The following is a 23,101-nucleotide window of genomic DNA, read 5'->3' as shown; positions in this document are numbered from 1 at the left end:
GTTGAGAGGCGCGAAGAAATTTAGATGCCCATCCGCCGCCGCGATCTCCTGAAGGGCACAGCCGGCATTGCCGCCTCGCTCGGCCTGCCGCGACTGGCGCGCGGCGCCGAGACCGCGAGCATTTACGACATCGAGCGGTTCGGCAATGCGCGGATCCTGCACCTCACCGACACGCATGCGCAGCTCAACCCGGTCTATTTCCGCGAGCCCAGCGTCAATATCGGCATCGGCGAGATGGCGGGACGGCCGCCGCATCTGGTCGGTCACGCTTTCCTGGAGCGCTTCGGCATCCGGCCCGACAGCGCCGACGCCTATGCCTTCACTAGCGTCGAATTCGAAAAGTCCGCCGGCCGCTTCGGCAAGCTCGGCGGCTTCGCCCATCTGAAGACGCTGATCGACCGCCTGCGCGGCGATGCCGGCGAGAAGCGCACCATGCTGGTCGACGGCGGTGATCTCTGGCAGGGCACCGGGCTCGCCAACATCATGCAGGGCCGCGACATGGTCGAGGTCGCCAATCTGCTGGGCATCGAGGCGATGACCGGGCATTGGGAGTTCACCTATGGCGAGCAGGTGCTGCGTGACAATCTCGAGCACTTCAAGGGCGAGTTCCTGGCGCAGAACGTCTTCCTGACCGAGGAAGCCGCGTTCAACGACGCCCCCGCCTTCGACAAGGCGACGGGGCGCGTGTTCAAGCCATCGATCATCAGGGAGATCGGCGGTCATCGCGTCGCGATCATTGGCCAGGCCTTTCCTTACGTGCCGATCGCGCATCCCAAGCGCTTCACGCCGGACTGGACGTTTGGCATTCGCGAGGAAGAGCTCCAGAAGCATGTCGACAGCTTGCGCGGCAGCGACAAGGTCGATGCGGTGATCCTGCTGTCGCACAACGGCATGGACGTCGACCTCAAGCTCGCAAGCCGCGTCACCGGCATCGACGTCATCCTCGGCGGCCACACCCATGATGCCGTGCCGCAACCGATCGCCGTGAAGAACGCTGGCGGTACGACGCTCGTTACCAATGCCGGCTCCAACGGGAAGTTTTTGGGCGTGCTCGATCTCGCGCTCGACAAGGGCAAGGTCGGCGACGTCAAGTATCATCTGCTGCCGGTCTATTCCGAGCTGCTCAAGCCCGATCCGGCGATGGCCGAGCTGATCGGCCGGCTGCGTGCGCCGTTCGTGACCGACTGGTTGGAGAAGATCGCAACGCCGGACCGGCTGCTCTATCGCCGCGACAATTTTGCGGGCCCCGTGGACGATCTGATCTGCTCGGCGCTGCGCACCGAGCTCGATGCCGAGATCGCGCTGTCGCCGGGCTTCCGCTGGGGCGTCACCGCGCTCTCGGGCCAGCCGCTGACCATGGAGGATGTGCTCGCGGAGACCGCGATCACCTATCCCGAAACCTATGTGCAGGAGATGACCGGCGCCCAGATCAAGGATGTGCTGGAAGATATCTGCGACAATCTCTTCAACGCCGATCCCTATTATCAGCAGGGCGGCGACATGGTGCGCGCCGGTGGGCTCAGCTACACATGCAGCCCCACCAACGCGATCGGCAGCCGCATCGCCGAGCTCAAGCTCGCCAATGGCAAGGCGCTCAGCGCCGTCAGGCACTACAAGGTCGCAGGCTGGGCCTCGGTCAATGGCCTGCAGGGCGCACCGGTGTGGGACGTCGTCGGCAAATATCTGCGCTCGGGCCGGATGTTTCAGGAGCGGCTCGGCACCGGCGTCACGCTGAAGGGCGTCGACGGCAATCCAGGCATTGCAGGATAGAGGATGATGCGGTCGCAAATTTTTCGCGCAATGCTGCTGACGCTGCTCTCCTTGGTCGCGCCGACGCTGGCTTCTGCGCAACAGGTGCCGCTCCCGGACAAGCCGTTCGCCGAGCACAAGATCGTGCTGCAGCTCTCAGATAGCGATGCGAAGAAGCAGGCCCTGGTGCTGAGCGTCGCCAACAATCTGCTGAAGGCTTACGACCCCGACAAGATCGCCGTGGAGATCGTCGCCTTCGGTCCCGGCACCGAGTTGCTGCTGTCCGGCAGCGAGCGCCGCAAGCAGGTCGAGAGCCTGATCGCGCAGGGCGTGCGGTTCGACATCTGCCTCAACACGGTCGACACGATCGAGCGGGAGACGGGCAAGCGGCCGGAGTTCATTCCGGCGGCGACGCCGGTGCAGGTGGGCGTCGGGCAGATCCTGCTTCTGGCGGAGAATGGGTACACGTTGGTGAGGCCCTGAGGCTTCGGCCGTGGCACGGGGCAACGACATACTCACTGTCATTCCCCGCGGAGGCGGGGAATCCAGTACGCCGCAGCCTCTCTGCATCCGCTTCGCTGTCTCTGGAATACTGGATCGCCCGCCTTCTTCGCGGGCGATGACAGCGGGGCGTCTCGAGCAGGTGAGCCCGGAACGCCGGCCGCTGACCCCGCAATAAAAATTTTCTAAATTTTCTTGCTTCGGCAGTGACTTACTTCTTTTTATGCTCCCGGATGTAGTAGAATCCTCGAAACCAGTCCACGCCGGGTCCTGCCATGATCTTTCGCCAGCTCTTCGACAGCATTTCGGGCACCTACAGCTACGTCCTTGCCAGCCGCCCCGGCGGCGAGGCGCTGATCCTTGATCCCGTGCTGGAGAAGGTCGACCGCTATTGCCAGCTGCTGCGCGAGCTCGACCTCAAGCTGGTCAAGGCGGTCGACACCCATCTGCATGCCGATCACGTCACCGGCCTCGGCGAGCTGCGCGACCGCACGCATTGCATGACCGTGATGGGCGACCAGACCAAGGCCGACGTGGTGGCGATGCGGGTCGCCGATGGCGACAAGGTGACGATCGAGGGCCTGTCGCTCGACGTGATGTACACGCCCGGCCACACCGACGATTCCTACTCCTACCTGATGGGCGACCGCGTCTTCACCGGCGATACGCTGTTGATCCGCGGCACCGGCCGCACTGATTTCCAGAACGGCTCGTCGCGCGCACAGTACGAATCGATCTTCAACCGCCTCTTGAAGCTGCCGGACGAGACGATGGTGTTCCCGGCACACGACTACAAGGGCGACACCGTCTCCACCATCGGCGAGGAGAAGCGCTACAATCCGCGGCTCCAGGTGCGCTCGGTCGACGAATATATCGAACTAATGGCGAACCTGAAGCTGCCCAATCCGAAGATGATGGATGTGGCGGTGCCGGCCAACATGCGGGTCGGCCTGCATCAGGAAGAGCTGGAGAAAGAGGGCCGTGCACTCAGCGCCGCCGAGGCGATCCGTTCGCTCCGCCGACCCGATATTCTGCTGGTGGATCTGCGCGAGAGCAATGAGCGGATGAAGCACGGCATGATCGAAGGCGCGCTGCACACGCCCTATCCGAGCGTCGAGGAAAGCCTCAAGCCCGGCGGCATGCTGCGCGAGGTCGCGGCCGCCATGGGCCGCCGCGTCGTGTTCTTCTGCGCCTTCGGCGAACGCTCGGCGATGGCTGTTGCCGCAGCCAAGGAGGCCGGATTGTCCAACACCGCCCACATCGCAGGCGGCATCGATGCCTGGAAGAAGGCGGGCGGGCCGGTGGTGCACGCCTGACGTTCGCCGCGGGCTTGAGATAAGTCAGGAACCGCAGAGCGTTTGTGGGTAGGATCGGATGACGCATCACCATCCGGGATCAGTCATGGCCAAGACCGGCAAGCCGAGCGAACCGCCGAAGACGAAGACCGCAGACGAGAAGGCCAAGAAGCCCCGGCCGCCACTCGACACCGACGACGATTGCGAAGACGGCGACATCGCCACGCCGAAGCGTGATCGTTATGGCAACGATGACGAGCCGTTGTGAGGTCGCACGGAGCCGTTATTGAGCGCGAGCCCTAACCACGCTTTCCGCCGCCCCACCCGCGCTACCTGCCATGCGCCCGCGTTCATGGACAAATAACCGCTGTCCCCGATAATTTGCGCGCCTCCAGGGACTGAAACGGGACTACGATGGTCGACGTTCTCGCCGCACCGCAACAAGGCAAGGCGGACAGCGCGCTGCGCACGCTGACCGGGATCTCGATCGCGCATTGGGTCAGCCATTTCCATCTGCTGGTCCTGCCGATGCTGTTCCCGTTCCTCAAGAGCCAGCTCGGCGTCGGCTATGTCGAGCTCGGGTTCGCGCTGACCGTATCGGCCGTCGTCTCCGGGCTGACGCAGGCACCGACCGGCTATCTCGTCGACCATTTTGGCGCACGCAAGATCCTGCTGGGCGGACTGATGCTCGGCGGGCTCGCGCTGATCCTGCTCGGCCTGCACCTGAGCTACACCTCGCTGATCGCCTGCGCCGTGCTGCTTGGCCTCGCCAACAGCGTCTATCATCCCGCCGATTACGCGATCCTGGCCGAGCACATGGACGAGGCGCGGATGGGTCGCGCCTTCTCGATCCACACCTTTGCCGGCTATCTTGGTGGCGCCGTTGCGCCGGCGATCGTCGCGGCGCTCGTCGCCGTCTCCGGCGGCACAGGCGCCATCATCGCCTCGGGTGCGATCGGCGTGCTGGTGGCGCTGCTGCTGGTCGCCATGAACATTCCCGATGCCGGCGCGCACAAGACCAGGCCGGGTAACGCGAACATGCCGAAGCAGGCCGTCATCACGCCGGCGCTGATCACGCTGACCGCGCTGTTCATGCTGCTCAGCCTGTCGGTTGCCGGCATCAACAATTTCGGCGTGGTGGCGCTGATGAGCGGCTACGGCGCTACTTATTCCATCGCCAATGTCGCGCTGACCGCGTTCCTCGGCGCCAGCGCCGCGGGCGTGCTCGCGGGCGGCTTCCTCGCCGACCACACCGAGCGCCACGGCTATGTCGCCGCCGCCTGCTTTGCCGCAAATGCCGCCATCGTGCTGCTGATCGCGATGGTTACGCTGCCGGGCTGGGCCCTGACCGCCACGATGGCGTCCGCGGGTTTCCTCTCCGGCGTGATCGCGCCGTCGCGAGACATGCTGGTGCGCAACGCCGCGCCTCCCGGCGCTGCCGGTCGCGCCTTCGGCATCGTCTCCACCGGCTTCAATCTCGGCGGGATCGTCAGCCCGCTGCTGTTCGGCTGGATCATGGACCAGAGCGCGCCGCACTGGGTGTTCGGTGCGTCGGTGATCTTCATGGTCGCAACGGTGGTGCTGTCGCCGTTCACGGAGCGGAAGGCGAAAGCTGCGTCAAATTGAGGGGCGCTATCGCTACGAATTCCGTCGTCGTCCCGGCGACGGTCTTGTTCTGGCCGGCTTCTAACTGCCCCCTTACGTCAGCGACACCACGCCCTTCGGTTCAGCGGCCTGCGGAGTCGCACCGCGCGTCAGCCTCGCGCGCTCCGTGTTCGGCCAGAGCAAGAGCAAGCCGAGCAGGCCGGAGCCGACCATGATCACGGCGTTGATGGTGAAGCCGGTCATGTAGCCGTCGACCATGCTGCCGGCGCGCTGGATCACGGTGCCCATCACGTTCGGCGCGATGATGCCCGAGAGCGTGTAGAGCGCGCCGTAGATCGCGAGGATCGCGCCGCGCTGCGAAGCCGGCGTGAATTCACCGAGCATCGGCGGGCAGACGACGTAGATCGCGCCGCAGAGCCCAGGGCCGACCACAAGCATCGCGATCTTCAGCCCCACACCCGGGGCGTACGGCATCGCCGCCAGGATCAGGCCGCCGATGATCAGCGGCACCGAGCCGAGCACGCCGCGGGAGACACGAGTCGTGTAGCCGCGCGCCATCATCACCTGCGAGATCCAGCCGGTCAGGATGACGACGGTGGCGCCGAACACCCAGGGCAGGATCGATATCCAGCCGGCGTCCGATTGCGAGAAGCCAAGCCCCTTGACGATGAAGGACGTGAACCAGGTGAGGCCCAGCGACAGCGCCCAATAGGCGCCGAAGGTCGCGGCCACGCAGCCGATGAAAGTGCGCGAGGTGAGCAGCTGGACGTAGGGAATTTTCGTCTCTGTGGCCGCGAGGACCTGTGTGTTCTCGAGCGGACCTTCCTTGCCGAAGGTGAGCCAGGCGCAAACCCAGATCAGGCCGACCACGCCGAGCGCGCCGAAGGCATAGTGCCAGGAATGGTTGACAATGATCCAATTCAGCATCGGCACGGCGAGGATGACGCCGAAGGCCGAGCCCTGCGTCAGGATCGCGGTCGGCAGCGTGCGCTTCTCGTCGGGGAACCATTTGTAGATGGCGTGCATCGCCACTGAAGCCGCCGGACCTTCGCCGGCGCCGAGCACGATGCGGCAGATCAAGAGCGTGGTGAAGGAAACGGTGCCGACCATCGGAAACTGCGCCAGCGCCCAGATCACGGCGAGCGTCAGCAGCACCCAGCGCGTCGCCACCTTGTTGACGATGAAGCCGACCACGATGGCCGAGATCGAGAACAGGAAGAAGAACGACGAGCCGAGAAAGCCGAACTGCTCCGGCTCGAGCTTCAAATCGGTCATGATCGGAACGCCGGCGAGGCCGACGACGATCTTGTCGGCGAAGTTCACCAGCATGAACAGAAACAGGAGGAATGTGACCGTCCAGGCGCCCTTTGGCGTTTCCGCAGCCGTCCCCGTGGTCTTGCTTGCCGCTATGGGCGTTCCCTGAGCGCTCATCGTTCTCCCCGTATGTCTTTTTGTCGGTACTTTTGATTTGACCGTCTCGGGAGCTAACAACGGCTTGAACGGCAACGCAACCCCGGCATTTCCACGGCAAGTGTGCTACGCAGCATTGAGCTAATTCCGTCCGGCGCATTGATCTTGCTGAGCATCCGAAACCTCTCCAAAACCTTCGCCTCGGCCGCCGAGCCGGTCCATGTGCTGCGTGGCGTCGATCTCGACCTGAAGGCCGGCGAGCGCGTCGCGCTGACCGGCGAATCCGGCAGCGGCAAGAGCACGCTGCTGCACCTGATCGCCGGGCTGGATGCCGCCGATGGCGGCTCGATCCGGCTGGAGGACACCGAGGTCACCAAGTTGTCGGACGCCGGCCGCGCCGGCTTGCGGCGCGACAAGGTCGGCCTGGTTTTTCAGCAGTACAATCTGATCCCGAGTCTCTCGGTCGCAGACAATCTCGCCTTCCAGGCGCGCATCGCCGGCCGGCATGATGCCGCCTGGACCAGGGAGCTGGTCGAGCGGCTCGGCCTCGGCGGCCTGCTCAAGCGCTATCCCGAGCAATTGTCGGGCGGCCAGCAGCAGCGGGTTGCGATCGGCCGGGCCCTGGCGACAAAACCACTGCTGCTGCTCGCGGATGAGCCGACCGGCAACCTGGATGAAGACACCGCCGACGACGTCCTGGCGCTGACGCGCGATCTCGTCACGCGCACCGGCTGCGGTTTCCTGATGGTGACGCACAGCCTGCATCTGGCCGGCACGCTCGACCGTCACGTCGTCCTCCATGCGGGGCGGATCGCATGAGACGCGCGCTGTGGGTGCTCGGGGTGCTGCTCAGCCATTGGCGTCGGCACAGGATGCAGTTTGCGACGCTTCTGATCGGGCTGATCGCGGCGACTGCGTTGTGGAGCGGCGTGCAGGCGATCAACCAGCAGGCCCGCAGCGCCTATGACCGCGCGGCCGCGACGTTTGGCGGCGTGCGCACGGCCACGCTGGTCGCGTCCAACGCGGCGACCTTCCCGCAAGACCTGTTCATAAAACTCCGGCGCGCGGGCTGGCCGGTTTCGCCGGTGCTGGAAGGCCGGGTTCAAATCAATGGACGCGCGATGCGGCTGCTCGGCATCGAGCCGGTGACGCTGCCGGCTGACGTCGGCAACGCGCCGCGCCTCGGGGCGGCGGATCTCAGCAGTTTCGTTGCCGCGCCCGGCCAGACGCTGGTCGCGCAGGAGACGCTGAACGATCTGCACGAGCAAGACGGCGCGACGCCCTCGATCAGCAGCGGCGCAAAGCTGCCGCCACTACACGTGCAGCCGCAGCTCGTGCCCGACGTGCTGGTAGTCGACATCGGCGTTGCGCAGCGGCTCCTGAACAAACCCGATCAGCTGTCGCGCCTGCTGATCGGCGAGGCGAAGGGCAAGCCGGCGCAGCTCGCAAGCGTCGTCGGCGATCAATTGCAGCGGGTCGAGCCGACCGCGGAGACCGAGCTGGAACGGCTGACCGACAGCTTCCATCTCAACCTCACCGCCTTCGGCTTGCTGTCGTTCTTCGTCGGCCTCTTCATCGTCAACTCGGCCGTGGGCCTCGCCTTCGAGCAGCGGCTGCCGATGCTGCGGACCTTGCGGGCCTGCGGCGCCTCGGCGCGGCTGGTTAATACGGTGCTGGTGGTCGAGCTGGTGGCGCTGGCGCTGGTCGCCGGCCTGATCGGGCTCGTCTGCGGCTACTTCATCGCGGCCGCGCTGCTGCCCGACGTGGCGGCGTCACTGCGCGGGCTCTATGGCGCGCAAATTCCGGGGCAGCTCACGTTAAAGCCTGAATGGTGGCTCGCCGGGATCGGCATCAGCGTCGCGGGCGCGCTTGTGGCGGCCGCGACCAGCCTGATCAAGGCTGTCAGGATGCCGGTGCTGGCGACCGCGCAGCCGTACGCCTGGCAGCAGCGGCAGCGGCGCTGGCTGATCCTGCAAAGCGTTGCGGCCTGCGCCGTGCTCGCGGTCGCGCTGTTGCTGCTTCATTACGGGCAATCGCTGATCGCGGGCTTTGGCGTGCTGGCAGCCTTGATGTTCGGCGCGGCGCTGATCCTGCCGGCCTTCCTCGAGATACTCCTGCTCGCCGGCCAGCATTTTGCGCGCGGGCCGTTGGCGCTGTGGTTCTGGGCGGACAGCCGGCAGCAGCTGTCCGGATTGTCGCTGGCGCTGATGGCGCTGCTGCTTGCGCTCGCCGTCAACGTCGGGGTATCCACCATGGTGGAGACGTTCAGCCGCACCTTTGTCGGCTGGCTCGATGGACGGCTCGCCGCCGACGTCTACATCAGCGCCGCCGACAATGCGCAAGGCACGGCGATCCGCAACTGGCTGAAGGACCGCAGCGAGGTTCAGGCGATCCTGCCGGGCGGGCGCGCGGAGACGCAGGTTCAGGGACAGCCGGTGGAGCTGCTCGGCCTGCCCGATCACGCGCTCTATCGCGAGCGCTGGCCGCTGCTGGAGAACGCGCCGCGCGCCTGGACGCAACTGGTGCCGGGCAATGCCGCCTTCATCAGCGAGCAGCTCGGCCGCCGCTTGAACGTCCGCGTCGGCGATGTCATCGAGGTGCCGGCGCCGGGCGGGACCTGGGAGCTCGACATCGTCGGCATCTATGCCGATTACGGCAATCCCAAGGGACAGCTCGCGGTGAATGTCGCGGCGCTGATCCGGCAGTTTCCGCAAACGCCGCAGACGCGGATCGGGCTTATTGTGCCGCGGGACAGGATTCCCGGCTTGATCGCAGCACTGCAGAAACAGTTCGCGCTCGACGACCGCGCCGTGGCCGACCAGGCGACGGTGAAGGCCGAATCGATCCGCATCTTCAAGCGCACCTTTGCGGTGACGTCGGCGCTGAATGCCTTCACGCTCGGCGTCGCCGGCATCGCGCTGCTGACCAGCCTGCTGACGCTGGCGAACTCCCGTCTGCCGCAGCTCGCGCCGCTCTGGGCGATCGGCATCACCCGGCCGCGCCTCGCCGCGATCGAGCTGACCAAGACGCTGTCGGTTGCGCTGTTCACGTCGCTGCTGGCCGTGCCGCTCGGGCTCCTGGTGGCGTGGTGCCTGATCGCGATCGTGAATGTGAAGGCATTCGGCTGGCGGCTGCCGTTCCATGTGTTTCCGCTGCAACTGGTCGAGCTGGTCACGGTCGCACTGATCGCCTCGCTGCTGGCCGCACTGCTGCCGGTGTTGCGGCTGGCGCGGATGCAGCCGGCAAGCCTCGTCAAGGTGTTCGCCAATGAGCGCTGACAAACTCTCGCGGCGCGCCTTTGCCGGCGGCATCGCCACGCTCGCCCTCGCGCGACGCGCCGGCGCGCAAGGCTATGCCGGGCTCGGCGAGAGCGCCGACGGCTTTGCGAAAGTCACGCCCGGAAAAATCTTCACGTTCCCCGCCGATCACGGGCCACATCCGGCGTTTCGCATCGAGTGGTGGTATCTGACGGCGAATCTGGTCGACAGCAATGGCGCTGCTTGCGGGCTGCAATGGACGCTGTTTCGCCAGGCCGCAAAGCCGGGGCCGCGAGGCGAAGGCTGGGCCAATCAGCAGATCTGGATGGCGCACGCCGCGGTGACGCACGCCGACACGCACCGCTTCAACGAGCTGTTTTCGCGCGGCGGCATCGGTCAAGCCGGCGTCGACGCAAAGCCGTTTACAGCATGGATCGACGATTGGGAGATGAGGGGATCCGAGCGCACCGACGATCGCAGCCTCTCGCCGGTGACGCTGAAAGCATCCGGCACCGACTTCAGCTACGCGCTCACGCTTGAGGCGGATCGCGCGGTCGTCTTGCAAGGCGACGGCGGATACAGCCGCAAGTCCGAGCGTGGGCAAGCATCGTACTATTACAGCCAGCCGTTCTACCGTGCGCGCGGCACCCTCACCATCGACGACAAGCCGGTCGAAGTATCCGGCCAGGCCTGGATGGACCGGGAATGGAGCAGCCAGCCGCTCGACACCGATCAGACCGGCTGGGACTGGCTGTCGCTGCATCTTTCCTCCGGCGACAAGCTGATGCTGTACCGGCTGCGCCAGAAGGACGGCAAGGATTATCCGTTCGGCAACTGGATCGGTGCCGACGGCCGCACGCAGATGATTGCGGGTGGCGACATCCAGATGACTCCGAAAGCGACCGTCGATGTCGCGGGGCGCAAGCTGCCGGTCGAGTGGCAGATCGCGATCCCGTCACGATCCTTCTCGATTGCCTGTAAGCCGCTCAATCCCCGAGCATGGATGGGGACCGGCTTCTCCTATTGGGAGGGACCGATCAGCTTTACCGGCACGCATGCCGGTGTTGGCTATCTCGAGCTGACCGGCTATTGAACCGCGACTTGTTCAAAAGGATTTGCGATGTATCACCTCACCGCCCTCGTCACGCTGCTGGCGATCCTGTTTTTCTTCTTCACTTGCATGAACGTCTCGCGGTCGCGCACCAAGACGGGCATCAAGGTGCCGGCGATGTCGGGCCATCCCGATTTCGAGCGCGCTTTCCGTATCCAGATGAACACGCTGGAATGGATGCCGATTTTCCTGCCGTCGCTCTGGTTGTTCGCGATCTATATCAGCGACGCGATTGCGGCAGGCATCGGCGCGGTCTGGATCATCGGCCGCATCGTCTATTTCGTCGGCTATTCGCAGGCCGCCGCCAAGCGCGGCCCGGGCTTTGCGATCCAGGGCACCGCCGCCATCGCGCTGTGGGCGGGGGCGCTGGGCGCGGTGGTGCTAAGGTTGGTCTCGTGAAAGCGCGGCATCACACGCGCTCGTGTCCCGGGCGCGGTGCAGCGTGTAACGCTGCGCCGCTGAACCGGGACCCAATCCGGCTGCAAAACCTGGAGAAGCATGGGTCCCGGCTCTGCGCAGCAACGCTACGCGTTGCAGCGCGTCCGGGACACAAGCCCCCTCACTTCGTCAGCGGGCAGCCGCTTTCCTTGGCGGTGAAGAACGCCTTGTCGCCGGGGACGGTCGCGAGTTCCTTGTAGTAATCCCACGGCTTCTTCGATTCCGACGGCTTCTTGACCTCGAACAGATACATGTCGTGGACCATGCGGCCGTTCTCGAGCACCTTGCCCTTGGCGAAGGCGTCATCGACCGGCAACTCCTTCAGCTTCTTGGCGACGGCTTCAGTGTCCTTGGTGCCGGCGGCCTTCACCGCCTTGAGATAGCTCAGCGTCGCCGAATAGGTGCCGGCGTGGATCATGCTCGGCATCCTCCCGGTGCGCTTGAAGAAGCGTTCGGAGAAGGCGCGGGTCTGGTCGTCATGATCCCAATAGAAGCCTTCGGTGAGAACGAGGCCCTGGGCCGCCTGCAAGCCGAGCCCGTTGACTTCGCTGATCGTCATCAAGAGGCCGGCGAGCTTCTGGCCGCCGGAGACGATGCCGAACTCGGCCGCCTGCTTGATCGAATTGGTGGTGTCGAGGCCGGCATTGGCAAGGCCAACGATCTTCGCCTTCGAGCTCTGCGCCTGGAGCAGGAAGGAGGAGAAGTCCGAGGAGTTGAGCGGCACGCGGACCGAGCCGACCACCTTGCCGCCATTGGCAGTGACGATCTCGCTGGTGTCCTTCTCCAGCGCATAGCCGAAGGCGTAGTCCGCGGTGAGGAAGAACCAGGTGTCACCGCCGGCTTTCGTCAGCGCGCCGCCGGTGCCGACAGCGAGCGCGCGGGTGTCGTAGGCCCAGTGGAAGCCGTAGGGCTGGCAGGCATCCCCGGTGAGACGCGAGGTCGCGGCGCCCACAACGATGTTGATCTTCTTCTTATCCTTCGAGAGCTCGTGGATCGCGAGCGCGACCGAGGAGGTCGTCAGCTCCGTAATCATGTCGACGTTCTCGACGTCGTACCAGCGCCGCGCGATGGAGGTGGCGAGGTCGGGCTTGTTCTGGTGATCGGCGGTGACCATCTCGATCTTCTGGCCGAGCACCTCGCCACCAAAATCCTCGATCGCCATCTTGGCCGCTTCGACCGAATATTTTCCGCCGTAATCGGCATAGACGCCGGACTGATCGTTGAGGATTCCGATCTTGACGCCTTGCGCGGAGGCCGGCGCGGCCAGCAACAGAGCCGACGTTGCGACAGCAGCCAAAAGTGCTGATTTCATCTGTTAACTCCCAGCATTGTTTTTGAAATCGCGCGGAGTGTAGTGAAGAAGACTGCCGCTGCCCATCGATTTTGCGTAGGCCGTTAGTATGGGAAATGCGCGCCAAACAAACGGTGTCGTAGATGCGCTTGGCCGCAGAGGCAGCCTTAGGCCTCTGCCTTCGGCTTCCCGTCGTTCCGCCCTTCCGCCAGGTTCCGCACCACCACATAGAAGATCGGCGTGAACAGCAGCCCGAACAGCGTGACGCCGATCATGCCGAAGAAGACGGCGACGCCGACGGCCTGACGCATCTCCGAGCCTGAACCGGACGAGATCACCAGCGGCAGCACGCCGAGGATGAACGCGAACGACGTCATCAGGATCGGTCGCAGCCGCAGGCGGCAGGCTTCGATCACCGCCTCCAGCCGCGGCTTGCCTTCGAGCTCGATATCGCGTGCGAACTCGACGATCAGGATCGCATTTTTCGCCGCCAATCCCACCAGCACGACGAAGCCGATCTGGGTGAGGATGTTGACGTCCTGGCCCATGATGCGCACGCCGATGGTGGCAGCGAGCAGGCACATCGGCACGATCAGGATCACCGCAAACGGCAAGGTCCAGCTGCCATATTGCGCGGCGAGCACGAGATAGACGAACAGCACGCAGATCGGGAAGATGTAAAGGCCGGCATTGCCGCCGGTGACCTGCTGATAGGACAAATCCGTCCATTCGAAGCTGAAGCCGCTCGGCAAGGTGTCGTCGGCGAGCTTCTTGATGGCGTTGAGCGCGGTGGTCGAGCTCGTGCCCGGCGCCGGCTCGCCCTGCAGCTCGGACGCCGCGTAGAGATTGTAGCGCGCGACGCGGTCGGGGCCCGAAACGTCTTTAAAGTCGACCACGCTGCCGAGCATCACCATGTCGCCGGAGGCATTTCGCGTGCGCAGGCGCGAGAGATCGGCAGGCTCTTTGCGGAACGGGAAATCAGCCTGCGCGGTGACGTGATAGGTGCGGCCGAACAGGTTGAAGTCGTTGACATAGGTCGATCCGAAATAGGTCTGGATCGTGTCGTTGATGTTGGCGATGGGCACGCCGAGCTTCTGCGCCTTGGTGCGGTCGATGTCGACGAACAGCTGCGGCGTATTGGCCGAGAACGGCGAGAACACCGTGGGGCCTAGGAGCAAGGGCGATTTGCGCGCGGCGGCGACGAGTTCGTCGGTTGCTGACGCCAGCAACTCGGGCCCGCGACCCTGGCGATCCTGGATGCGGATGGTGAAGCCGCCGCCGGTACCGATGCCGGGCACGGCCGGCGGTGGAATGACGATGATGAACGCGCCCTGGATCGCGGCGAGACGCTTGCGCAACTCCGCCGTGATGGCGTTCGCCGTCAGCCCTTTCTTGATGCGCGCCTCTGGCTCATCGAACACCGGAAACAGCGCTGCCGCATTGCCGGCCTGCGTGCGCGTCGCGCCGGAGAAGCCGGCGAAGGCGGCAACGCGGATGATGCCCGGCGTATCCAGCGAGATCCGCTCGATCTCGCGCACGATCTCGGTGGTCCGCGCCAGCGACGCCGCGCCCGGCAATTGCACGGAGACGATGACGTAGCCGCGGTCCTGCGCGGGGATGAAGCCCTGCGACGTGGTCCCGATCAGCCATCCTGCGCTGCCGATCAGAACGACATAGATCAGGATCATCACCACCGAATGCCGGATCACGAAATTGGCGACACCAGCGTAGCCGTGTGCCAACCGGTCGAACACGCGGTTGAAGGCTCCCGTAAAGGCGTTCCAGCCGCGCGCGACCAGATTCCAGGCGGCGGGGGGCCGCTTCTCCTCATGGGGCGTCAAAATCTGCGAGGCCAGCGCCGGCGACAGCGTCAGCGAGCAGAAGCAGGAGATCGCGGTCGCAACCGCGATGGTCACAGCGAATTGCTGGAAGAACTGCCCGGATATGCCGCCCAGGAACGCCGTCGGCACGAACACCGCGCAGAGCACCAGTGCGATCGAGACCAGCGCGCCGCCGACCTCCTCCATCGTCTTCAGCGCGGCATCGCGTCGGCTCAAGCCGTGCTCGAGATGGCGTTCGACATTCTCGACCACGACGATGGCGTCGTCGACCACGATGCCGACGGCGAGCACGAGACCAAACAGCGTCAGATTGTTGATGGAGAAGCCGAGCGCCGCCATCACCGCGAAGGTGCCGACCAGCGACACTGGAATGGCGATGATCGGGATGATCGCAGGCCGCCATCCTTGCAGGAAAACCAGCACGACGACCACCACGAGCAGCATAGCCTCGTAGATGGTCTTGATCAGCTCATGGACGGACTGCGCGATGAACTCGGTCGGATTGTAGCCGATATTGTAGTCGAGCCCCTTCGGAAAACTCTCCTTGAGCTTCGTCATGGTGTCGGAGATGTTCTTTGCGGTCGCGAGCGCGTTCGATCCCGGCCGCTGCGTCACCAGCATGGCGACCGCGGATTTGCGCAGCAGGAAGCTGTTGGTGGAATAGGCCAGCGCGCCGAGCTCGATGCGGGCGACGTCGCGCAGCCGAACCGTGCGGCCGTCGGAGCCGGCCTTGATCAGGATGTCCTCGAACTGCCTCTGGTCCTTCAACCGTCCCGTGAAAACGAGGTTCGGCTGAAAGGCGCGGTCGGCGATCGGCGGCTCCGCGATCTGGCCGCCCGCGATCTGCACGTTCTGCGCACGGATTGCGGCCAGCACCTCGGTCGAAGTAAGGCCGAGATTGGCAATGCGATCAGGATCGAGCCACAGCCGCATCGAATAGTCGCGTGCGCCAAAGATCTGGATGTCGCCGACACCGTCGATGCGCAGCAGCTGGTCGCGGACCTGGAGCAGCGCGTAGTTGGAGATGTAGAGCTGGTCGAACGTGTCGTCGGGCGACAGCATGAACACGACCATCAAAATGTCAGGCGAGTTCTTGCGGGTGACGACGCCGTTGCGCTGCACCTCGTCCGGCAGCTGCGGCTGCGCGATCGCGACGCGGTTCTGCACCAGCACCTGCGCCTTGTCGAGATCGGTGCCCAGCTTGAAGGTCACGGTGATGGTGAGCTGGCCGTTCGAGGTCGCCTGGCTGTAGAGATACAGCATGTCCTCGACGCCGTTGATCTGCTGCTCGATCGGCGCGGCAACCGTGTCGGACACGGTTTGCGCCGAGGCGCCCGGATATTGCGTGGTGACGACGACCGTCGGCGGCACCACTTGCGGATATTCGGAGACCGGCAGCGTGGAGTAGGCGAGCGCGCCGACGATCAGGAGCACGATCGACAGCACCATCGCCAGGATGGGCTGGTTGATGGAGAGACGGCCAAGGTTCATGACTTGTCACCAGCCTTGGCACCGGCCGGCGCCTGAGCGGCAGACGGGGCCACCTTGGCACCGACGCGGGCGCGCTGGATGCCGTTGACGATGACGCGGTCCTCCGCCTTTAACCCTTCGCGGATCACGCGCAGGCCGTCATCGAGCGGCCCCAGCACCACGGGCCGCGCCTCGACGGTGTCGTCGGGCTTTACCACGAACACGATCTTACGCGACTGGTCGGTCGCGACCGCGACGTCGGGAACCAGCAGCGCCTCATAGGGCGCGCTGCCGATCAGGCGGACGCGGCCGAACTGGCCGGGCAGGATCGACAGATCGGTGTTCTTGACCACGGCGCGGCTGCGCAGCGTGCCCGTGGAGACATCGAGGCGGTTGTCGAGGAAGTTGATGGCGCCGTCATGCGACGGTTTTGTCTCACCGGCCAGCGTCACCTGCACCGGGTTCGCGGTGTCGCGCGAGCTCGGACGGCGGCCTTCGAACCAGAGCCTGCTGTATTTGATGAAGGTCGTCTCATCCATGTCGAAATAGATGTAGATCGGGTCGAGCGAGACGATCGAGGTCAGGAGCGTCGACGTGCCGGTGTCGCTGCCCTGCACGAGATTGCCGGGGCTGACGAGATGGCGGCTGACGCGGCCGGTGAGCGGCGCGGTCACATGGGTGAACTCGATGTTAAGCCGGGCCGCCTTCAACGCGCCCTCGGCCTGAGTCTCGGCGGCGTGCGCGGCCTGCAGGGCCTGGCGGCGCTGGTCGACGACCTGCTCGGACACCGCGCTGGTCTGGACCAGGTTCAGGCCGCGATCGAGCTCGCGCTTGGCGAGCTCCACCTTGGCGCGGGCGTCGGAGAGCTGGCCGTCCGCCTGCTCGGCCACCGCCTCGAACGGGCGCGGGTCGATCACATAGAGCAGGTCGCCCTGATGCACGATCGCGCCGTCCTGGAACTCGACGGAGTTGACGAAGCCGCCGACGCGGGGGCGCACCTGCACCTCCTCGACCGCCTCGAACCGGCCGGTGTACTCGTCCCAATCGGTGACGGTGCGCTTGACCGGCTGGGAAACCGTCACCGGCGGAGGTGGCGGCGCGGCCGCTTGCGAGGCCGGTTGTCCGCAACCGCTGAGCGCGAACGCGGCTGCGAGAAGGCCGGCTATGGCATAAGGCCGGGGCTGAACGAAATCGTGCGTTTTGACAGATTGCTCGCTTCCGTCCGGTCCAGTCATCCCAGGTCCTCGCATCAAAGCCGCGGAAATTGCAGGGTACTCGCTGACCCGCGGGCGCCACAAGATGGGTGGCGATCATGAACTCTTCAAGACCAAAGCGCGGGCAATGCTCGGCACGGTGCCCTGGCCGGATGACGGGTTGACAGGGACCGCGATGGATGCGCGCGGCGATCTTTCTTCGCCTCTCCCGCTTGCGGGGAGAGGCCGGAGCGCATCGCAAGATGCGATCCGGGTGAGGGGGACCCTCCGCGCGTCCGACTGTCTCCCGCCCGGCCGATAGTGCCCCTCACCCCGCCCTGAACCCGTAAGAACGGGGAGAGGGAGACGAAAAAGCGCCAGCGTCTTCGCACATGACGGGCGCGGCGGGCTCGGCTAGATTACCCTTACAAAACAAGACGGAATTGTCCGGGGAGGACAGGCGTGCATCAGGGACGTGTCGTTTACGGCGCGATCGAGGAGGTCGTGTTCGGCCATCCGGCGGCTGAGGCAGTTGTCGCGCAGATGGACCGGCTGGGGACGCGTCGGGCCTTCCTGATGGTCTCGGGCACGCTGAACCGGCAGACCGACGAGATCGCAAAAATCGTCCAGGCGCTAGGCGCCCGCTGCGCCGGGCTGTTCGACGCGATGCCGGCACACACGCCGCGCGAGGCGGTGATCGCGGCCACCAATGCGGCGCGCCAGGCCGGCGCGGACCTGATTGTCACCGTGGGCGGCGGCTCGATCACCGATGGCGCCAAGGCGGTGCAGCTTTGCCTCGCCAATGGCATCGACGATATCGACGGCATCGAGCGTATCCGCGTGCACAAGGGCGTCGCACCGGAGATGACGCCGCCGACCGTGCGCCAGATCAGCGTGCCGACCACGATTGCCGGCGGCGAGTTCTCGTCGATCGCGGGCGTCACCGACCGCAGCACGCATGTGAAGCAGATGCTGCGGCATCCGCTCGCCGTGCCGCGCGCGACAATCCTCGATCCCGCCATCACCGTGCACACGCCGGAATGGTTGTTTCTCTCGACCGGCATCCGCGCCATCGATCACTGCGTCGAGGCAATCTGCTCGCGCGAGACCCACCCTTATGCCGACGCGCAATCGGTGAAGGGCCTCGCCATGCTCGCCGATGCGCTGCCGCGGGTGAAGGCCGATCCCGCCGATCTCGACGCGCGCATGGATGCGCAGATCGGCACCTGGCTGTCGATGGGCGCACTCGCCGCCGGCGTGCCGATGGGGGCAAGCCACGGCATCGGTTATGTCCTGGGTGCCGCCTTCGACGTACCGCACGGCTACACCTCCTGCGTCATGCTGCCGGCGGTGATGCGCTGGAATGCGCGCGACAATGCCGAACGCCAGATGATCGTCGCCGCCGCCATGGGCTTCCCCGGCCACAACGCCGCCGACGTGCTCGATGCCTTCATCCGCTCGCTCGGCATGCCGCGCAGCCTCGCCGACGTCCGCGTCTCGCCCGAGCATTTCGATGCCATCGCCGAACAGGCGATGCGCACGAACTGGATTCCGCGCAATCCGCGCAAGATCGAGAGCCCTGCGCAGGTGCGCGAAATCCTGCTTCTCGCTGCATGATCCCAAAACCGGAGGACTGATGTACCCAGGTCTGCATGCCCGTCTACGCCCGCTGCAACCCGCCTTCATCATGGCGGCGACGGGCGAGGCCGTCACCTATCGCGAGCTGGAGGCACGTAGCAATCGCCTCGCGCATCTGCTTCGCAAGCATGGCTTGAGGCGGCTCGATCACTACTCGATCTTCATGGAGAACAATTCCCGCTATCTCGAAGCCTGCGGCGCCGGCGAGCGGTCCGGGCTTTACTACACCTGCATCAACTCCTTCCTGACGCCTGGCGAGCTCGCCTATCTCCTCGTCAACAGCCAGTCCAAGATCCTGATCACGTCCGTTGCAAAGCTCGACATCGCGCGGGAGGCAATCCAGGCCTGCCCCGACATCAAGCTCTGCATCGTCGCCGATGGCCCCGGCGAGAGTGACCGCATCGTTGGGCTCGCGGATGTCACCGCCGATCTGCCGAAGACGCCGATTGCGGATGAGTGGCTCGGCACCTCCATGCTCTATTCGTCGGGCACGACGGGTCGCCCCAAGGGCATTATTCGCCCGCTTCCCGAGGAGCCGCCAAAGCACAATCTGACGCTGTTCGACTTCCTCACCAAACTTTGGCACTACCGCGAGGGCATGGTCTATCTGTCGCCGGCGCCGCTCTATCACTCGGCGCCGCAGGCTGCCGTCAATCTGACGATCCGCATGGGCGGCACCGTGGTCATCATGGAGAATTTCGACCCCGAGCGTTACCTCCAGCTCGTGCAACAATGGGGCATCACCCACAGCCAGCTGGTGCCGACGATGTTCTCGCGGATGCTAAAGCTGCCGGAGGACGTACGCGGCCGCTACGACCTCTCATCGCTCGAGATTGCGATCCACGCCGCCGCGCCCTGCCCGGCGCTGGTGAAGGACGACATCATCAAATGGTGGGGGCCGATCATCCACGAATATTACGGCGCGACCGAAGGCCTCGGCTTTACCGCCTGCAACAGCCAGGAGTGGCTTAGCCACCGCGGCACCGTCGGCAAGGTGCTGCTCGGCGACCTCCACATTCTCGACGAGAACATGAAGGCATGCCCAACCGGCACGCCCGGCCAGGTCTGGTTCAAGACGGGATCGCCGTTTGAGTATTTCAACGACCCGGAGAAGACCAGGGAGGCGCGCTCGGCGGACGGCAGCATGAGCACGGTCGGGGATGTCGGCTATGTCGACGAGGATCGCTTCCTCTATCTCACCGACCGCGCCACCTTCATGATCATCTCCGGCGGCGTGAACATCTATCCGCAGGAATGCGAGAATCTGCTGATCACCCATCCGAAGGTCGCGGATGCTGCGGTGTTCGGCGTGCCCAATGCCGATCTCGGCGAGGAAGTGAAGGCGGTGGTGCAGCCGATGCCGGGCGTGATGCCCGACGAGGCGCTCGCCGAGGAGCTGATCGCCTTCTGCGCGGCATCGCTGTCGCGGCAGAAGGTGCCGCGGTCGGTCGATTTTGAGAAGGAGTTGCCTCGCCTGCCGACCGGAAAACTCTACAAGCGGCTGCTGCGGGACCGGTATTGGGGCAACAAGACGTCACGGATCATGTGAGCGGAGGAACCTTTCTCACCTTGTGAGAGAAACACCCCTGCGGCCTTTCGTCATCCGAATTGCCAAGAGAGCAAGCGGCCTTGCCGGTTGCCTCGCTCGGCGCGCGTCGCTATCGTCCTGACAAACGGCCACAAAAGGCCGATGTCCAGGGAGACCGAGGATGCGGAGCGTGTGGGCGCTCGCCGCGACGGCGGCGCTATGTTTGCTGGCGTTTTCGACCGCGAGCTTCGCCGGCGAGCCCAAGCAGGGCGGCATTTTGCGGATGTACCACCGCGACAGCCCGGCGAACGCCTCCATCCTTGAGGGTGCGACCTATTCGGTCAATGTGCCGTTCATGGGAGTGTTCAACAATCTTGTCATCTACGACCAGCACATGGCGCAGAACAGTCCTGACAGCATCAGGCCGGAGCTGGCCGAGAGTTGGACGTGGAGCGGCGACTACAAGAAGCTGACGTTCAAGCTGCGCCAGGGCGTCAAGTGGCATGACGGCAAGCCATTCACATCGGCTGACGTCAAATGCTCCTTCGATCTGCTCATGGGAAAATCGCAGCAGAAGCTTCGACAAAATCCACGGAAGACCTGGTACAGCGAGGTCAACGACGTCACGCCCAATGGCGATTTCGAGGTGTCCTTCGACCTGAAGCGGCCGCAACCCTCGCTATTGGCGATGCTCGCCTCCGGCTACACGCCGGTCTATCCCTGCCATGTCTCGCCGGCAGAGATGCGCACCCATCCGATCGGGACCGGGCCATTCAAATTCGTCGAGTTCAAGGCCAATGAATCGATCAAGCTTGTTCGAAATCCGGACTACTGGAAGAAGGGACTGCCGTATCTCGACGGCATCGAGTACACGATCATCACCAACCGCTCGACCGCGATTCTTGCCTTCGTCGCCGGAAAGTTCGACATGACCTTCCCGACACATATCACCATCCCGCTCCTCAAGGATATCAAATCGCAGGCGCCGAACGCAGTTTGCGTCGTCGAACCGACCAACGTTTCGACCAACATCATCGTCAATTCGACCGCGCCGCCATTCGACAACATTGACATCCGCCGCGCGATGGCGCTGGCACTCGATCGCAAGGCCTTCGTCAACATCCTGTTCGAAGGCCAGGCCGATATCGGTGGCACTATGCTGCCTCCGCCGCAAGGCATCTGGGGCATGCCCAAGGACAGGCTTGAAACCATTCCGGGCTATGGCCCGGACGTGAATGCGAACCGCGATGAAGCGAAGAAGCTGATGCAGAAGGCGGGCTACGGCCCCGACAAGCATCTCGCGGTGAAGGTTTCGACGCGCAATCTCGCGGAATATCGCGATCCCGCGGTGATCCTGATTGACCAACTCAAGAGCATCTATATCGACGGCGAGCTCGACGTGGTGGAGACCGCGAACTGGTTCCCGAAAGTCGCGCGGAAGGATTACATGCTCGGGCTCAATCTGACCGGCAACGCCGTCGACGATCCGGACCAGTCATTCTACGAGAACTATTCCTGCGGCTCCGAGCGAAATTATACCAATTACTGCAACAAGGAGATCGAAAAGCTGTTCGACCTGCAGTCGCAGGAGACCGACGTTAACAAACGCAAGCAACTGGTCTGGGAGATCGACAAGAAGCTGCAGGAGGACGTCGCCCGCCCCATCATCTTTCATGCGCGGGCCGGCACCTGCTGGCAGCCTTATGTGAAGGGGGTCACGATCATGTCGAACAGCTCCTACAACGGTTTTCGCTATGAGGACGTGTGGTTGGACAAGTAGCGCAAGCCAGGCAAGCGACTAGCAGGCTCGACGGAGGCGGGTGATGTTTGCCTATCTGGTGCGGCGCCTGTTCCTGATGCTCGTGACCCTGTTCGGGATCTCGGTCGTCATCTTCTTCCTGTTGCGCATCGTGCCCGGCAATATCGTCGACATCCTGTTCGCGGCGGCCGGCTATGTCGATCCCGCCGACAAGGCCAATCTGGAGAAGGAGCTCGGCATCGACCAGCCGCTGATCGTACAGTATTGGCACTGGATCAGCGGTTTTCTGCGCGGCGACTTCGGTTACTCCTACGTCTCGGAGAAGCCGGCGCTTCAGGAGATCCTGCCGCGGATTCCGATCACCGCGCGGCTCGCTGGCCTCGCGCTGCTGTTCTCGGCGTCGATCGGCATTCCGCTCGGCGTCATCAGCGCGGTCAAGCAAGGCACTCGGCTCGACTACACGCTACGTGTGGTGAGCTTGAGCGGACTGTCGCTGCCCTCGTTCTGGCTCGGCCTGCTGATCCTCACCGCCTCGGTGGCGATGTTCGGCCAGATCCCGATCTTCAACCCCAATCCGGCCACGTGGCTCGAAGCTTTCGCGACCTATGCGGTGCCCGCGGCCGCCGTTGGCTTCCGCAGCGCCGCGTTGACCATGCGCATCACGCGATCCTCGATGCTGGAGGTGCTGCGACAGGACTATATCCGCACCGCCCGCGCCAAGGGCGCCTCCGATGCCGCGGTGAACTACCGACATGCGCTGAAGAACGCGATTCTGCCCGTCATCACCGTGATCGGCATCGAAGCGGCGTTCCTGATCGGCGGCCTGATCGTCACGGAGACGGTGTTCAACATACCGGGCGTGGCCCGCTTCCTGGTCGAGGCGATCCGCTGGCGGGATTATCCGATCGTGCAGAACCTCGTGATGCTGATTGCCGTCGTGGTGGTGAGCGCGAATTTCATCGTCGACATGCTCTACGCCGTATTCGATCCGCGTATCAGATACACGGATTAGGAG

At 64.5% G+C, this 23,101-nt stretch carries 17 protein-coding genes; 13 read left to right on the top strand and 4 right to left on the bottom strand.

All coding sequences use genetic code 11. From position 1 onward, the window contains the following. Window positions 1-24: 24 nt before the first annotated feature. The 5 genes from soxB (at window position 25) to ABID58_RS02890 (ending at window position 5,171) form a co-directional block, all read left to right on the top strand. A complete protein-coding gene (gene soxB, locus ABID58_RS02910; RefSeq protein WP_354031460.1) occupies window positions 25-1,770 on the top strand; it encodes a thiosulfohydrolase SoxB in 1,746 nt (581 codons plus the stop codon). A gap of 3 nt (window positions 1,771-1,773) precedes the next feature. Further along, window positions 1,774-2,232 carry a DsrE family protein gene (locus ABID58_RS02905; protein WP_354031459.1) on the top strand — a complete coding sequence of 153 codons (459 nt, stop codon included), beginning with the start codon at window positions 1,774-1,776 and terminating at the stop codon, window positions 2,230-2,232. 293 nt (window positions 2,233-2,525) lie between these two features. Continuing rightward, window positions 2,526-3,566, top strand: a complete 1,041-nt coding sequence (locus tag ABID58_RS02900; RefSeq protein WP_148751041.1) for an MBL fold metallo-hydrolase — start codon at window positions 2,526-2,528, stop codon at window positions 3,564-3,566. Window positions 3,567-3,651: 85 nt separating this feature from the next. Further along, window positions 3,652-3,813, top strand: a complete 162-nt coding sequence (locus ABID58_RS02895) for a hypothetical protein (protein WP_148751042.1) — start codon at window positions 3,652-3,654, stop codon at window positions 3,811-3,813. A gap of 146 nt (window positions 3,814-3,959) precedes the next feature. After that, a complete protein-coding gene (locus ABID58_RS02890) occupies window positions 3,960-5,171 on the top strand; it encodes an MFS transporter (RefSeq protein WP_354031458.1) in 1,212 nt (403 codons plus the stop codon). Between the two features lie 72 nt (window positions 5,172-5,243). Here the strand turns inward: ABID58_RS02890 and ABID58_RS02885 are convergent, their stop codons facing one another. Continuing rightward, on the bottom strand, window positions 5,244-6,581 hold the full coding sequence (locus ABID58_RS02885) for an MFS transporter (RefSeq protein WP_148751044.1): 1,338 nt from the start codon (window positions 6,579-6,581) through the stop codon (window positions 5,244-5,246). A 144-nt stretch (window positions 6,582-6,725) separates the two neighbouring features. Between ABID58_RS02885 and ABID58_RS02880 the strand changes: the two genes are divergently transcribed. The 4 genes from ABID58_RS02880 to ABID58_RS02865 are packed head-to-tail and all read left to right on the top strand — an operon-like array spanning window position 6,726 to window position 11,327. Continuing rightward, window positions 6,726-7,379 (top strand): ABC transporter ATP-binding protein, encoded by a 654-nt coding sequence (locus tag ABID58_RS02880; RefSeq protein WP_148751045.1) that lies wholly within the window; start codon window positions 6,726-6,728, stop codon window positions 7,377-7,379. Continuing rightward, complete coding sequence (locus ABID58_RS02875) at window positions 7,376-9,838, top strand: FtsX-like permease family protein (protein WP_354031457.1); 2,463 nt, start codon at window positions 7,376-7,378, stop codon at window positions 9,836-9,838. The genes ABID58_RS02880 and ABID58_RS02875 overlap by 4 nt, the downstream gene beginning before the upstream one ends. Continuing rightward, window positions 9,828-10,910 carry a lipocalin-like domain-containing protein gene (locus ABID58_RS02870; protein WP_354031456.1) on the top strand — a complete coding sequence of 361 codons (1,083 nt, stop codon included), beginning with the start codon at window positions 9,828-9,830 and terminating at the stop codon, window positions 10,908-10,910. Before ABID58_RS02875 ends, ABID58_RS02870 begins: the two co-directional genes overlap by 11 nt. Before the next feature lie 27 nt (window positions 10,911-10,937). Continuing rightward, window positions 10,938-11,327 (top strand): MAPEG family protein, encoded by a 390-nt coding sequence (locus tag ABID58_RS02865; RefSeq protein WP_148751048.1) that lies wholly within the window; start codon window positions 10,938-10,940, stop codon window positions 11,325-11,327. A 160-nt stretch (window positions 11,328-11,487) separates the two neighbouring features. Here ABID58_RS02865 and ABID58_RS02860 read toward each other — a convergent pair whose 3' ends face one another. The 3 genes from ABID58_RS02860 to ABID58_RS02850 all read right to left on the bottom strand — a co-directional run bounded on the left by ABID58_RS02860 (window position 11,488) and on the right by ABID58_RS02850 (window position 17,203). Then, the gene (locus tag ABID58_RS02860) at window positions 11,488-12,678 is read right to left on the bottom strand and encodes an ABC transporter substrate-binding protein (RefSeq protein WP_354031455.1); all 1,191 of its coding nucleotides are present in this window, start codon (window positions 12,676-12,678) and stop codon (window positions 11,488-11,490) included. A gap of 146 nt (window positions 12,679-12,824) precedes the next feature. After that, entirely contained in the window at window positions 12,825-15,989 is a 3,165-nt protein-coding gene (locus tag ABID58_RS02855) for an efflux RND transporter permease subunit (RefSeq protein WP_354031454.1), read from the bottom strand. Continuing rightward, entirely contained in the window at window positions 15,986-17,203 is a 1,218-nt protein-coding gene (locus tag ABID58_RS02850; RefSeq protein WP_354031453.1) for an efflux RND transporter periplasmic adaptor subunit, read from the bottom strand. Before ABID58_RS02850 ends, ABID58_RS02855 begins: the two co-directional genes overlap by 4 nt. 420 nt (window positions 17,204-17,623) lie before the next feature. On the opposite strand from ABID58_RS02850, the gene ABID58_RS02845 reads away from it, so the two are divergent. From ABID58_RS02845 to ABID58_RS02830, 4 genes are all read left to right on the top strand, one after another. Further along, complete coding sequence (locus ABID58_RS02845) at window positions 17,624-18,778, top strand: iron-containing alcohol dehydrogenase (RefSeq protein ID WP_354031452.1); 1,155 nt, start codon at window positions 17,624-17,626, stop codon at window positions 18,776-18,778. 19 nt (window positions 18,779-18,797) lie between these two features. Beyond that, a complete protein-coding gene (locus ABID58_RS02840; protein ID WP_354031451.1) occupies window positions 18,798-20,348 on the top strand; it encodes an AMP-binding protein in 1,551 nt (516 codons plus the stop codon). A gap of 160 nt (window positions 20,349-20,508) precedes the next feature. Continuing rightward, the gene (locus ABID58_RS02835; protein WP_354031450.1) at window positions 20,509-22,107 is read left to right on the top strand and encodes an ABC transporter substrate-binding protein; all 1,599 of its coding nucleotides are present in this window, start codon (window positions 20,509-20,511) and stop codon (window positions 22,105-22,107) included. 43 nt (window positions 22,108-22,150) lie between these two features. Continuing rightward, complete coding sequence (locus tag ABID58_RS02830; RefSeq protein ID WP_354031449.1) at window positions 22,151-23,098, top strand: ABC transporter permease; 948 nt, start codon at window positions 22,151-22,153, stop codon at window positions 23,096-23,098. The last annotated feature ends 3 nt before the right edge of the window (window positions 23,099-23,101 follow it).

This window comes from Bradyrhizobium sp. S3.2.6, assembly GCF_040546885.1.
Taxonomy (GTDB): domain Bacteria; phylum Pseudomonadota; class Alphaproteobacteria; order Rhizobiales; family Xanthobacteraceae; genus Bradyrhizobium; species Bradyrhizobium cytisi.
Note: the sequence above shows the minus strand (reverse complement) of the source record. Positions and strands in the feature narration are given on the sequence as shown.

Excerpts from the sequence above, each read along its gene's own strand:
- soxB (WP_354031460.1), top strand. The coding sequence starts at position 25 with ATGCCCATCCGCCGCCGCGATCTCCTGAAGGGCACAGCCGGCATTGCC.
- ABID58_RS02905 (WP_354031459.1), top strand. The coding sequence starts at position 1,774 with ATGATGCGGTCGCAAATTTTTCGCGCAATGCTGCTGACGCTGCTCTCC.
- ABID58_RS02900 (WP_148751041.1), top strand. The coding sequence starts at position 2,526 with ATGATCTTTCGCCAGCTCTTCGACAGCATTTCGGGCACCTACAGCTAC.
- ABID58_RS02895 (WP_148751042.1), top strand. The coding sequence starts at position 3,652 with ATGGCCAAGACCGGCAAGCCGAGCGAACCGCCGAAGACGAAGACCGCA.
- ABID58_RS02890 (WP_354031458.1), top strand. The coding sequence starts at position 3,960 with ATGGTCGACGTTCTCGCCGCACCGCAACAAGGCAAGGCGGACAGCGCG.
- ABID58_RS02885 (WP_148751044.1), bottom strand. The coding sequence starts at position 6,581 with ATGAGCGCTCAGGGAACGCCCATAGCGGCAAGCAAGACCACGGGGACG.
- ABID58_RS02875 (WP_354031457.1), top strand. The coding sequence starts at position 7,376 with ATGAGACGCGCGCTGTGGGTGCTCGGGGTGCTGCTCAGCCATTGGCGT.
- ABID58_RS02870 (WP_354031456.1), top strand. The coding sequence starts at position 9,828 with ATGAGCGCTGACAAACTCTCGCGGCGCGCCTTTGCCGGCGGCATCGCC.
- ABID58_RS02865 (WP_148751048.1), top strand. The coding sequence starts at position 10,938 with ATGTATCACCTCACCGCCCTCGTCACGCTGCTGGCGATCCTGTTTTTC.
- ABID58_RS02860 (WP_354031455.1), bottom strand. The coding sequence starts at position 12,678 with ATGAAATCAGCACTTTTGGCTGCTGTCGCAACGTCGGCTCTGTTGCTG.
- ABID58_RS02855 (WP_354031454.1), bottom strand. The coding sequence starts at position 15,989 with ATGAACCTTGGCCGTCTCTCCATCAACCAGCCCATCCTGGCGATGGTG.
- ABID58_RS02850 (WP_354031453.1), bottom strand. The coding sequence starts at position 17,203 with ATGACTGGACCGGACGGAAGCGAGCAATCTGTCAAAACGCACGATTTC.
- ABID58_RS02840 (WP_354031451.1), top strand. The coding sequence starts at position 18,798 with ATGTACCCAGGTCTGCATGCCCGTCTACGCCCGCTGCAACCCGCCTTC.
- ABID58_RS02835 (WP_354031450.1), top strand. The coding sequence starts at position 20,509 with ATGCGGAGCGTGTGGGCGCTCGCCGCGACGGCGGCGCTATGTTTGCTG.
- ABID58_RS02830 (WP_354031449.1), top strand. The coding sequence starts at position 22,151 with ATGTTTGCCTATCTGGTGCGGCGCCTGTTCCTGATGCTCGTGACCCTG.